Consider the following 12,586-nt stretch of genomic DNA (forward strand, 5'->3'; position numbering starts at 1 on the left):
TAATTTATACGTAAGCTAACAAATAATTGCTGAGCTTATATTTAGTAAGGTCACAGCTACGAGGAAACTTGTTGTGGCTTTCTATCAATATTAGATGGCCATATGCTGTGCCAAAAAGTCATACACTAAACGGACTCTTTTACTGGTGTGCAATTCGCGGTGACTCACCAGCCACGCATCGATTTCAAAAGGGTTGAAGTGTTCTTTAAACGCGATGCGTAAATCTGGATGGGCGCGAGCAATGTGCTCGGGTAAGAGGATGAGCGTTCGCGTATGTTGAGCCAACTGCCATTGAACCAATTGATTGTTGCACACTAGAGTAAATGGATTGTGTTTGAGTTGCCAGTTCGAGTGCTTGAGGTGTTGAGTTAGATGGTCAGTGTAATCAAAGCCGATGATCTGGACGTTAGCGACCTCGTTCGGTGACTTACCTTCAAAGCTGTTGACCAACTCTTTGCGCCCATAAAGGTACACGGTCTCCCGGCCGATTTTTTTGGCAATCAGATCAAGGTCGGTGGGCCTTTGATAGCGCAGGGCGATATCCGCTTCTCGACGTTTCAAATCGCTGACTTGATTGGAGACGATCAATTCGATATCGATGTTTGGCGCTAACTCGTTAAGCTGACTGACTAACGGCGGAAAGCGAAAAAACGCATCGAGCTCGGTAAGAGAAATACTCACTTTGCCCGCGATGCTTTCATCTTGGCCAAGGGCCGTCAGTAACAGTTGGTTGGCGGACTCGGCCATGTGACTCACATGCTGATAGAGTTTTTGGCCACTGTCGGTAAGTACCAGTTTCTTGCCTACTCGCTCGAACAGCGTGAGTTTTAGCTCGTGCTCAAAGGCGGCAATTTGGCGCCCAAGCGTTGGCTGGCTCATATTGAGCGCTCGTCCGGCAGCCGAGAATGACCCTTCCTCGGCAACCACAAGAAAGGCGCGAGCATGATTCCAATCAAACTGAATGTGTTTCCAATCCATGAATCGTTCCTAATCCATTCAATAATGAATGATTGTTATACACTATTGGTGGATTTCCAAACAATTTTGAATTGTTACACTGACTGCTCATCCAATAGATGAAGGAAATGGCGATGAAAGTGGTGGTTTTAGGCGCAACAGGCGCAACGGGACGTTTGGTTGTCGCGCAGTTATTGGACTCTGGGTGCCAAGTGACTGCGTTGGTGAGAAACTTAAGTGTGTTAGAGGCGCATACACATCTTCAACAGGTTAAGGAAACCGCTTTATCAATGGAGAGTGAACAGCTTGAGTCCTTACTGGCTGACAGTGATGCGCTTGTCTGTTGTTTAGGCCATAACCTGACGTTGCAAGGCGTGTATGGCGCACCTCGAATGCTTGTCCGAGATAGCCTACAGAGAGTGGCATCTTTACTCTCAGTCAAGAGAGAGCAACCGCTTAAGATCGCATTAATGAGCTCGACGGGCGTTCGCAACGTGTTGTTAAAAGAGTCTGTTCCATCGCTAGAACGATCGATTAATGTCTTGCTGCGTTGGCTGCTCCCTCCTCATCGCGACAATGAGCGTGCAGCGCAGTTTCTACAACGTCAAGGAAGTCGCCATCACGCTCTCCAATGGGTGATGGTGCGCCCAGACACGTTAATTGATAGGGCCAAGGTCAGCGAATACTCATGGCACTCTAGCCCAACACGGAGCGCATTGTTTAACGCAGGGGAGACGAGTCGAATTAATGTTGCTCACGCGCTATGTCAGTTGGTGTTGGACGACTCTCTGTGGCAACAATGGCAGTCTAAAACGCCAGTCATCTATAACGTCGAGTGATACACCATTTTCGTTACTCAGTGTGCGGACGATTGTCATTAAGGGGGTAAGTAAATATTTGAAAATTAGGCAATCGTATTAGGTAGTGGGTTTTCCTTGTCTATACTTGTTAGAGCGTCTTTTCGGTCACTAACTTAAGGAAGAGCATAAATATGATTCATCGGCTGATTACATTATTAACGTTGGTGGTGAGCTTTAACGCATACAGTATACCCACCCCACAAGGTGAGCCCATTTTGTGGGTCAACGGCAATCTGAGCCAACTCAATACCGGTGATGGCGTTGTGTTTGATGAGCAAATGCTGCAAGCGCTAGATATCCAAAGTATCAAGACAAGCAATCATGTTGTCAGTCAAGCAGTGGAGTATCGTGGCCCGACGATCAAGAGTTTGCTTGATTATGTGGGTGCAAAAGGTACACATGTTCGTATTACTGCGTGGGATGATTATGTAGTGAGGATAGCCGTCAGCGATATAGAGAAATACGGCGTCCTACTGGCAACCCATGAAGCAGGAAACAAAATGACGCTTGATGACAAAGGCCCATTGTTCGTCGTGTTTCCATTTAGTGAATACCCTGAATTGAGAAACGACTTCTATTACAGCTTATCAGCTTGGCAAGTGAAGGAAGTGTTTGTTGAATAGCACACGGGTAAGTCAACACCGACATGTTCGGCGAATTGTTATGGTTGCGATCGGAGCACTGTGTTTTGCGCTCATTTTATTGATTGTGAATTTCTTCTCTTCGTTGATCGAAATTCGCAACATTTCTCCACAGCCTTACGTCACCATCGTGAATAATAATATGTCCGCCAAAAACAAGGTGCTGTTGTTAAAAGCGGAGTTGCAGCGTTTTGAACTGGCGCCATCAGTTCAAGCGTTACGAAGTTTGCAGATAAAAGCGAGGATCTATAAATCCAGCATACTGCAAGATTTCAACGCTAGGCGGACATTGAATGTTCACGAGCAATATGGTGACGTTACCATACTGAAAAAAATCGTCTCCCAGTTGGAAGTTTCATCCGCGTTGATCCAGCAGATAACGCTAGACAACAGTCAGCCCCTTAAAATTGCTTCTCAAAAAGTGGATGATATCTACGTGATGCTCAACAGCTATCTCTCCGACTTTATCTCCCAAGTTCAAAAAGACCAGTTGCAGTTTAATCAACACAAAGAAGATATCTACAAGGAACAGTTTTTCAATTTGGGTATTATTTTGCTGTGTACCATTGCGATGATTCTGATCGTTTCGTGGTTGTACTTTAATCAAACCAAGCTAAGCCGAGACTTAACCGAGCGGACGTTGAATTTGGAAGAGGCAAGACGGCTTGCGGAACAAAGTGCGATAGCGAAAGCGCGATTTTTAGCCAACATGTCCCATGAGATGCGTACCCCTCTGAATGCGATCATCGGGTTGAGCCAGAAAGAGCATTACCTTGCGAGTGATGAACAAGTAAAAAACTATGCGTCATTAATCAATCGTTCTGGTCAGCACTTATTGAAATTGATCAATAGTGTGTTGGATCTCAGCAAGATCGAGCAAGGGAATGTTACCTTGTACGAGGAGCGTTTCTACTGCAGCGAACTTATCGATGCCGCGAAAATCGTCTTTGTTGAGGCGGGTAAAGAGGATGTGGATGTGTTCTTTTCCCATCAATTAGCGGCTGATTATTTGCTTATGGCCGATAAAACTAAGTTGCTGCAAGTGATTACAAACCTTGGCTACAACTCACTAAAGTTTACCCACCATGGCCATGTTGAAGTCAATCTTACGCTGGATTCTCAATTACAAAGCTTGATTCTGACCGTCTCCGATACCGGGATAGGCATGAGCGAAGCGCAGCTTGGACAGGTCTTTAACGAGTTTACCCAAGCGGACGATTCTATTTCTCGTTTGTACGGGGGAACCGGCTTAGGCTTATCGATTAGCCAATCGTTAATTGAACTAATGGGAGGCAAAATCGACGTTGAGAGTGAGCTGGAGAGAGGGACGACCTTTACCGTCCGAGTTCCTGTGATGTTAATGGAACAAAAGCCGAAAGTCCCCACCGCCGCGGCAGGGCAAAAAGTGCGAGTACAGGCGTCCAACGAATTTGCTGAGCGCCTTATCAAGCGTGAGTTAATCAATGCGGACTTGTATGATGAGGACGCGGAGGTGACGCTCACTTATCTTTCAGGCAGAGAAACCCTGTCACAAGAGGGAGTGACGAATTGCCATCATATTGTTTTGTGTAACGCGACAATGACCCTTGACCAAGATGATGTGTTCAGAGTAAGCAAGCCCTACGACTTTTTCTCTGTTGCGAATGCCATTGGCTCGATGGTAACGGGAATAACGCAGGCATCAGCCACTAGTTCGCAGTCATTTTTAAGTACCTTGCGCGTGCTGGTGGTTGAGGATATGGAGATTAACCAAATCGTCGCGCAGAAGATGTTGTCACTGCTTAATGTCGACGTGACTATGGTCAATAATGGTCAAGAGTGTCTCGATTGTCTGCAAGACCAAGAATTTGATGTGATTTTCATGGACATTCAAATGCCCGTTATGGATGGGTTGGAAACGCTCAAGCAGATCACGCGCCATCAACTCGCGCCAAACTCAGCCATTATTGCACTCACCGCTAATACCTTTGACAGTGATGTGAACGCGTACTTGAGTGCTGGATTTGATGATGTGTTGGCGAAACCCTTTCAACTGGATTGGATGCGTGAAATGCTCGAAAAATATGCATAAAAGCTGTTGAACCGCCGTTTATTGTGTGCTCTACTCTCGCCCCCAATTTTATTGCCTATACAAGGAGTTGAAATGCGTAGAGTAAATGTGGTTGGCACCAGTGGAAGTGGTAAATCGACGTTTAGTGCCGAGCTTGCGAAAGTGCTGGGTTGTCAGCATATCGAAATGGATACTCTTTTCTGGCTACCGAATTGGCAAGAGTCTAGCGATGAGGTATTTTTCTCTAATATTGAACGTGCGTTAGACTGCCCTAGTTGGGTATTGGATGGTAATTACAATCGTACTCGTGAGACCAAATGGAGAGATGTTGATACGGTGATCTGGATTGACTACTCCTTCGCTCGAACTTTGCTGCAAGCAGTAAAGCGGGCGATTGACCGAGTGTGGACAGGTCAAGAGCTTTGGCCAAATACGGGCAATAGAGAGACATTTCAAAAATCGTTTTGTAGCAAAGACTCCATTATTGCCTGGACAATAAGAACGTATCATTCAAACCGAGAGCGATACTTAGACGACATGCGCAACCCTGATTATCAACACATCCACTTTATTCGGCTTGGTAGCCCGAAAGAGTGCGAAGCTTTTCTGTCGCAAATCACACAGCCTTCTTGCCCCCAATAGCTGATCAAAAAAGCCCGCGACTGTGTCGCGGGCTTTGTCTTATAAAGCTCAAATTACACTGTAAATCGGTCAACCAATTCGTATAGCTCGTTAGCTCTTTGGTTGAGCTCTTGGCTGCCTGCTCGGTTCTCGTTCGCCAGTTCGGCAGACTGGGCACTTTGGTCTGAAATTACCACAATACGCTGTGAAATCTCCTGACCCACTAGGCTTTGCTCTTCGGTTGCCGTTGCGATCAGGGAGTTCATATCCATGATGGTGCCAATCGACTCTTGAATCTGAATCAATGCTCTAGCGGCAGCATTGGCTTCTTCAACAGTACTCGCGCCACGTTTCTGGCTTGATTCCATGGCTTTTACTGCGTCGTCAGAAGCGGCTTTTAACTGCTCGATCATTTTATGGATCTCACCCGTACTGTCTTGAGTGCGGCTCGCGAGTTTACGAACTTCATCGGCAACGACAGCAAAGCCTCGGCCTTGCTCCCCTGCACGCGCTGCCTCGATTGCGGCATTCAGAGCGAGTAGGTTGGTTTGCTCTGCGATATCTTGAATAACCTCTAGGGACGATGAAATGTTTTGTACATCACCTTCTAAGCGAGAAATAACGCCACTAGCCTGCGAAACTTCCTCTGCTAGCGCTTCCACCGATTGAGCCGCAGAGTTAACAATATTTTGCGCGTCTTTGGCATTATCGTCCGCTTCTTTTGCTGACTGAGCGGCTTGATTCGCGTTGCTTGAAATCTCGGTTGCCGTGGTGGTCATTTCTGTCATTGCTGTGGCAACTTGCTCTGTCTCTTCACGTTGACCTGTCGCAAGCTCATCTACTTTGGCTGCACGCTGAGACATATTGGTTGTTTCTGACACGACTTGTTGGCCAACATCACTCACGCTACGAATGATGTTTTGCAGGCTGGCAACAAAGGCGTTGAAGTTTTTGCTGAGTTGGGCGAATTCAGGCGCCTTGAAATCTTCCATTCGTGCTGTCAGATCTGCATCACCACTAGCGAACGAACGGATTGAGTCGTCAAACATTTCCAGCGGTTTGATGATGGTGCGGTTAACCGCAACGGCGAAGATAGCGACAATGATCGCGATAACTAAACAGAAAACGATAATAGCGGAAAGTGTGGTTTGTAGTGCGCTGTTGGTGGCTTCTTCCATCTCGGCAATGATCGCATCGATGTCATCGGTGTAAAAGCCAGTGCCAAGCATTAAATCCCATTCTGGAACAAAAATGGAGTAACTCAGCTTTGGCAGGGCAACCGTTTCACCAGGTTTTGGAAAGTAATAGGTGGTGAACTCACCCGTTTTCGCGTTGCGAATCAGGTCTTGGATAAGGTAGTTCCCCTGCTTATCTTGCAGGTTCCACATATTGTCGCCAATACCTGCTTCGCTTTTCCCTTGTACTCGACGAATCCCTTTGGAGTCGTAGCCAAATACGTAGCCTGTTTTGCCGTATTCTAGGGTCTTCAGCGTTGGATACGCTTCTTCAAATGAAGCGCCTTTATCAAGGAAAGGCTGAATGGCAGACTTTGCCATTTGCAGATAGTTTCTTAATTCCGCCTTCTTCATGTTCATCATGTTGGTGCGGGTGATTTCGATTTGCTCGTTGTTCAGTTCATTGGTTTTGATGTACGTAAAACTGAGCATGCCCAAAGCAATAACGAGCAGTGGCACAAGTGCTAAAATATAGAGGCGGCTTTTGATAGTAAGACTCATACAAACATCCTGATTCCGTGATGCCTTAACACAGTAATTGTCGTTAAGTGTTGTTAAAGTAGTTGTTGTTATAGATTTAATAGTAGTCAATCTTAAGTTTATCGTGCATAAGATTAGCTAATTTATCGGCAGTCATCTGTGATTCTTGATGATTAATTAGGCATCAGTTATTAGACATTAGTACTAGGTCAGCGGGAACATTGACCGCTGTCACATTTGCTCTTTCTTGTCAGTCACTTAGAGACGGTATAGCGGTGGCTTTTTTGCTGGTTTACGAGGTGGAGTGGGAAATGACAAAGGGTGCGGTTTCGCACCCACATAAGGTTTATAGGGTAAGAGTGTTTAGATAAGAGCCGCTGTTGGTGTTTGGCGTGTAGCACGAGGAATTGCCATTGGTGTTTTGCTCTCCGGATCTTCAATCACTCTAGCGTCTAAATTAAACACTTCAGAAAGCATCTGCTCTGTGAATACTTTTTTTGGTGAGCCTTGGTCATAAATAGTCTGTTTATGCACGATCACGAGTTGGTCAGCATATCGACATGCCTGATTTAGATCGTGAAGCACGACGATGACGGTTTTTCCATAGCGGTCTACTAAGTCTCTTGCAATGTCTAAAAGTTCATATTGGTGTGACATGTCCAAATAGGTGGTGGGTTCATCCAACAAAATGGTTTCAGTGTCTTGTGCGAGCACCATGGCTATCCAAGCGCGTTGTCTTTGACCCCCGGATAGAGCGGACACCGAACGATCAGCTAGGTCACTTATATCTGCGAGCTTCATCGCTTTGTCGACATGTTCCTTGTCGTCATCACTGAGTTGACCAAGAAAGTTTAAGTACGGCGCACGTCCGTAGCTGACCAACTGTTTTACCGTTACGCCTTCAGGGGTAATGGGCGTTTGTGGCAGCATAGATATTCTTTTTGCTAACAGTTTGGTGTCTATTTGGTATGTGTTTTGACCATCAGCCAATGTTATCTGGCCGGATTGAGCGCGAATATTGCCATTAATTGTTTTGAGCAGCGTTGATTTTCCACAGCCATTTGCACCAATTAATGCGGTTAGGTGATTGTTTTTAAATGCGCAGCTAACTTGGTCTAACACTAGCTTATCGCTATAACGTACAGTGAGATCTTGGATATTGATTGCGTTCATATCGATTACCAATGTTTGTAGCGGCTTAATAAGAAAATGAAGTATGGACCACCGATCATGGCAGTCATGACACCAGCAGGGAGCTCGGTTGGGGGCATTAGAATTCGGGCAAACAAATCGGCACTTAACAGTAAGCTGCCTCCTATCAACATGCATACAGGTATCAATGCTATATGCCGGTTCCCCAGAAGAAAACGTGCCGCATGAGGTGCAATTAGGCCAATAAAGCCGATGTTGCCGCAAACGGATACCGCAACACAAGCCAGAGTGATTGCAACGCACAAGGTCAGTAGCCTCACTTTGTCGATGTTCGCACCTAACCCCTGTGCTGTTTCATCGCCTAATGCGAACAAATCCAACTTGTAGGCAAGAACAACCGCGATAGGCAGCAATGCTGATAAAAAGCCGATAAGGTAGGGAATGTGCGTCCAGTTACGCCCCCAAACGGACCCCGTTAACCAAATCATTGAAACGTTGATTTCCAAGGGGAAAGCAAGCAAAAGAAAATCGACGCCTGCGCTAAATAGTGCCGCTAGAGCGACCCCGATCAGTGCGAGAGCGGCTGCATGGTTGAGAACGTGCCTGGCGAGGGAAAATAGTACTAACGTTGCGATACCACCGCCCACCATAGCAATGAAGGGAAACAGAGTCGCGGATACATCGGGAAACATGGCATTCACTGCTACGACCGCTAAACTCGCTCCAGTCGTAACGCCAAGAATATCGGGCGATGCGAGAGGGTTTCTGACAATACCTTGTACCAGCAATCCGGATAAAGCTAACGAAGCCCCCACGAGTGTTGCGACTAACATTCGGGGCAGACGGTAACCCATGACAATGAACTCATTATCACTAGAATCGCCAAGCAGTGTATTGACCACCTCTGTCGCTGATATTTGTACTGCGCCCGCTCCAACATGCCAGATTGCAAATAGCAGCCAGACAACAAAAAGGGACAAGGTTACTTTGATCGCGTTAGGCATATTGCTTTTTAACCTGTTTTTTGGCCAGTAGGAGGAAGAAACTCGCGCCAATAAAGTTAGTGAGAATGCCGACTGGACTCTCTGAACCTCGGGCGAGAAGTTGAGTAATTGCGTCTGCGTAGACCAATAAATTGGCACCAAGTAGAGCGCAGACCGGCACGAGTAGGCGAAGATCATGCCCGACTAAGCTGCGCGAAAGGTGGGGAATGACTAGACCAATGAAAGCGATGGGCCCCGCTACAGATACAGACGCTGCGATTAGCAAAATGAGCGTTAAACTCGTACCGATGCGTACAAGAGCAAGCTTCCCACCCAAGTTTTTCATCATGGATTCACCCAAGGCAAGCAGGTTAAGTTGGTAGCTTAGGTACAGGGCAGCGGCAAGACCGACAAGCAAACTCCAATAGAGCACCTGTACGTGGCTCCAATCTACATTCGCTATCGTACCTGTTATCCAATGCATAACCCCATAAGCGCTTTCGTCGGCAAGAATAACGGCGGCACGAGTAAGAGATAAGAAAAGGAAGTTCAGAGCAACGCCCGCGAGCACAACGCGCACGGGATTGACTTGATGTTGGTGCAACCCTGCAAGGAAAAAGACCGCAAGCCCCGCGATCGTTGCGCCGATAAAGGTGACGACTAATATCGGTAGAGCGGAAAACCAGCCGATAAGTCCAGTAGAGGCGAAAGCAAACGCAAAGGAAGCGCCAGCACTCACACCAAAAACTGAGGGGGAAGCGATAGGGTTTCTTGTCAATGCCTGCATCAATAAACCCGCGACAGCCAGACTGGCTCCCACACCAACAGCGCACAGCACTCTCGGCAGGCGCACTTCTTTGATGATGTGCTGATGGATTTCGTTACCCGTTGCACCGATTAACCAATGCCAAACGTCAATCCACCCCATTTCGAAATCGGAGCCAACAAACAAAGACCAGCCAAAGCCGAGCACGAGTAGCCCTAAAACGACAGGGATGAAAACAGAAAAACGCCAGCGGGACGCTGGCGCGGAGAGGGCTAATTGAGACATCACTGAACCAGATTTACTACTTGCTCTGCCATGATTTCAGCCGCGATCATCCCACGGTTGAGAGACCATAAACGTGGATCGGTTTCAACATATTTGTCATTTTTGACCGCTGTCATCACCTTCCAAAGACCGTTTTTCTTAAACTCATCAATCGCTGTTTCATCGCCATACTCACCGACCAAAAAGTAGTCAGGGTTAGCTTTTAATAGGCGCTCCATGGTGATGCGCACATAAGCCTTTTCCGTTTCTTCCGGCACTGGGGAATTTAGGCCCAATCGATTAATGACACCACCTGCGTAGGCTTTGGGCGTATGCATTGTGACACCGCGTGAACTTGATACGGCAAAAAGGACTGAGGCATCAGAGTTGATTTTTGTGGCGTATTCATCCATGCGAGCGCTGTGCTCGGCAACCAGCCGTTTCATCTCATCTTCACGATCAAATGCGGCTGCGACTTTCACGACAGCCTTGAGGTTATCCTCGTAAGTCTCCCCGCGGCTTTTGAGGATTAGAGTCGGTGCAATTCGTTTGAGGTCTTCGTAAATAGCTTCGTGACGTTCGCGGTCAGCAATGATGAGATCCGGTTTTAGTGATGCAATCACTTCTAAGCTCGGCTGAGAACGTTTGCCAAGTGATGTCCAATCGTCACCAATTCGGGTTCGAATCGGCTCTATTACTCGTGTTTTATCACCATCATCGGCGACGCCAATTGGTTTAACGTCTAAGTTAGCTAGGGCATCAACAAAAGAAAACTCTAGGGCAACAACTCTTTTGGGTACCGATTCTAGAACCATTTCACCAAGTTCATCTTGAACCGTTATTTTGGCATTAGCGCTAAATGCTAAACATAAAGTGGCTAGCAATGCGATTGATTTATTAAACATAGTATTCCATCCATTTTGTATACGTGTGGATTATCACAAGAAAACAAACTCATAAAAATACAAATGATAATAAATATCAGTGGCATTTAAATTTAAGTGATAGCAATCACGGTAATATGAAACTGTCTGAAATGGAATGGCGAACGTAGGAAGCGAAAATGGGTAAGAGCTAAATCTACCCTCCTTTAACAATGGTTTGGAGTCGTTGGATGAGAGCCAAAGTTTAAAAGTAGCCGTCGAAGAAAGGCATGCACATCGTCTGGAAATGCATGAGACTTTCTACGACGATTTTAATCTATTCTTTTGAATCAGCCTGCTTTAAGTAGTGGTGCCAGTTCTGGCTAATAGTTTGATATTGATAGATGCAAAAGTCTTTGCGCTCCGTTAGGTAATCTTTTTCGACTTCATCTAAAAGTTGTTTGTGCTTTTCTGGATCGCTGCCATACACCAGACACAAAGTAGAGAAGTAACGCTGCAAGTCAAAACTGTGCTCATCAATGTATTCGCCAAATTCGTAATAGTCGGGTTTGTCTCCCGATTCAAAAGCAAACATGTCGGCGGCACTGATTGCGGCATCATCCCCGTTGTCGACATAATCAATCATCAGCAGAGCGGCCAAGTTGTCTACTGCATCTTCTTCTTTTCCGAGAATGGGAATGTTTTGATCCGCGATGTAGGCGTGCCCAGCTTCGTGAATGAGGGTATAGAGTATGGTGTCGATTGCACCAAGTTCGGCAGATTTACCATACTTTTCATCGTATTTGTTCTTTTTGAAGTAGCTCCATGCTTCTTGATAGAAGGTGTAAGGCATTTGAACGACATGCTTTTGCGGATCATAGAGTGGACCATCATCACTGCCATACTCAATAACAAGCGGCTTGTTGAACGGCATCAAGCGTTCGGATAAGGCGACCATTGTGTCGTTGACGCCGCTTTGCTGAATCTCTTTGAGTGCCTGTGCTTCTTTTGCATCAAGTGGCTCAAGATAACGAATGGTGATGTTGTCGCTGGCTACGACCGCCTGTGCGCTAAGCAATGCGCCAACAAGCAGCAGAGAACGAGAAAACATAAAAAATCCTTATTATTCTAATCAATCGATAGCTTTACTTTATACTGACATAAAAATGGGCTTTTCGCTTACTCCGATACTCAACATTGATACGGCTAGTGAAATGAATGGTCCTCGGGCGATTAAGACAAGTCGCTTAGATAATTGTTAGGGTGGTGGGGCAGCTTGTGCTACACTCGCCGCCCTTTTCTGTCACAGTGAGATATATACCATGAGCCTAAAGAAAGAACTGCAAAACCTTCATAACCGTCTAGACGCGTGTCAACGTAAGCTGGATGCAGCAAAAGGTCGTGGTGATCAGGAAATGATTTCTAAGTTTACTGATGAGATTGAAAAGCTGACCAAGAAAGCGAGCTCGGTTAAACACAAGCAGCAATATGATATGAACAAGGAGCGTAAGAGCTTGTTGGACATGCCATTTTCGCGCGAAATCACTAAAGCAGAGCAGGCAGATATGGGTAAACTCAAAAAGTCAGTAAAAGGGTTGGTTGTGGTTCACCCAATGACAAAATTAGGCAAAGAGCTTCACCTGAAAGTGATGACAGGTTACGCGCCTAAACCATTTTAATCAGATTCATTAAAAAAGCGCCTTCACGGCGCTTT

The 12,586-nt window shown here is 46.2% G+C and carries 12 protein-coding genes; 5 read left to right on the forward strand and 7 right to left on the reverse strand.

Annotated elements, in window-relative coordinates; all coding sequences use genetic code 11:
• Window positions 1-90: 90 nt before the first annotated feature.
• Window positions 91-978, reverse strand: a complete 888-nt coding sequence (locus tag ACUALS_RS14840; protein WP_038212149.1) for a LysR family transcriptional regulator — start codon at window positions 976-978, stop codon at window positions 91-93.
• 113 nt (window positions 979-1,091) lie between these two features.
• On the opposite strand from ACUALS_RS14840, the gene ACUALS_RS14845 reads away from it, so the two are divergent.
• The 4 genes from ACUALS_RS14845 (at window position 1,092) to ACUALS_RS14860 (ending at window position 5,150) form a co-directional block, all read left to right on the forward strand.
• A complete protein-coding gene (locus ACUALS_RS14845; RefSeq protein ID WP_454449712.1) occupies window positions 1,092-1,796 on the forward strand; it encodes an NAD(P)-dependent oxidoreductase in 705 nt (234 codons plus the stop codon).
• A 152-nt stretch (window positions 1,797-1,948) separates the two neighbouring features.
• Window positions 1,949-2,440 carry a hypothetical protein gene (locus tag ACUALS_RS14850; RefSeq protein ID WP_005469327.1) on the forward strand — a complete coding sequence of 164 codons (492 nt, stop codon included), beginning with the start codon at window positions 1,949-1,951 and terminating at the stop codon, window positions 2,438-2,440.
• Between the two features lie 40 nt (window positions 2,441-2,480).
• Complete coding sequence (locus tag ACUALS_RS14855) at window positions 2,481-4,529, forward strand: ATP-binding protein (protein ID WP_454449713.1); 2,049 nt, start codon at window positions 2,481-2,483, stop codon at window positions 4,527-4,529.
• A gap of 72 nt (window positions 4,530-4,601) precedes the next feature.
• Complete coding sequence (locus ACUALS_RS14860; RefSeq protein ID WP_454449714.1) at window positions 4,602-5,150, forward strand: adenylate kinase; 549 nt, start codon at window positions 4,602-4,604, stop codon at window positions 5,148-5,150.
• 53 nt (window positions 5,151-5,203) lie between these two features.
• On the opposite strand, the gene ACUALS_RS14865 is transcribed toward ACUALS_RS14860, so the two are convergent.
• From ACUALS_RS14865 to ACUALS_RS14890, 6 genes are all read right to left on the reverse strand, one after another.
• Window positions 5,204-6,865 (reverse strand): methyl-accepting chemotaxis protein, encoded by a 1,662-nt coding sequence (locus ACUALS_RS14865; protein WP_454449715.1) that lies wholly within the window; start codon window positions 6,863-6,865, stop codon window positions 5,204-5,206.
• Between the two features lie 342 nt (window positions 6,866-7,207).
• Window positions 7,208-8,017 carry an ABC transporter ATP-binding protein gene (locus ACUALS_RS14870; RefSeq protein WP_454449716.1) on the reverse strand — a complete coding sequence of 270 codons (810 nt, stop codon included), beginning with the start codon at window positions 8,015-8,017 and terminating at the stop codon, window positions 7,208-7,210.
• Window positions 8,018-8,022: 5 nt separating this feature from the next.
• Window positions 8,023-9,000 (reverse strand): FecCD family ABC transporter permease, encoded by a 978-nt coding sequence (locus ACUALS_RS14875; protein WP_454449717.1) that lies wholly within the window; start codon window positions 8,998-9,000, stop codon window positions 8,023-8,025.
• Window positions 8,993-10,030: a FecCD family ABC transporter permease gene (locus ACUALS_RS14880; RefSeq protein ID WP_454449718.1), complete on the reverse strand. Its 1,038-nt coding sequence runs from the start codon at window positions 10,028-10,030 to the stop codon at window positions 8,993-8,995. Before ACUALS_RS14880 ends, ACUALS_RS14875 begins: the two co-directional genes overlap by 8 nt.
• Window positions 10,030-10,914, reverse strand: a complete 885-nt coding sequence (locus ACUALS_RS14885; RefSeq protein WP_454449719.1) for a Fe(3+) dicitrate ABC transporter substrate-binding protein — start codon at window positions 10,912-10,914, stop codon at window positions 10,030-10,032. The genes ACUALS_RS14880 and ACUALS_RS14885 overlap by 1 nt, the downstream gene beginning before the upstream one ends.
• A gap of 295 nt (window positions 10,915-11,209) precedes the next feature.
• The gene (locus tag ACUALS_RS14890; RefSeq protein WP_454449720.1) at window positions 11,210-11,983 is read right to left on the reverse strand and encodes a DUF4344 domain-containing metallopeptidase; all 774 of its coding nucleotides are present in this window, start codon (window positions 11,981-11,983) and stop codon (window positions 11,210-11,212) included.
• Window positions 11,984-12,194: 211 nt separating this feature from the next.
• Between ACUALS_RS14890 and ACUALS_RS14895 the strand changes: the two genes are divergently transcribed.
• Window positions 12,195-12,551 (forward strand): YibL family ribosome-associated protein, encoded by a 357-nt coding sequence (locus tag ACUALS_RS14895; RefSeq protein WP_038135393.1) that lies wholly within the window; start codon window positions 12,195-12,197, stop codon window positions 12,549-12,551.
• Window positions 12,552-12,586 lie beyond the last annotated feature (35 nt).

The sequence above is a fragment of the Vibrio sp. NH-7 genome (genome assembly GCF_053643215.1).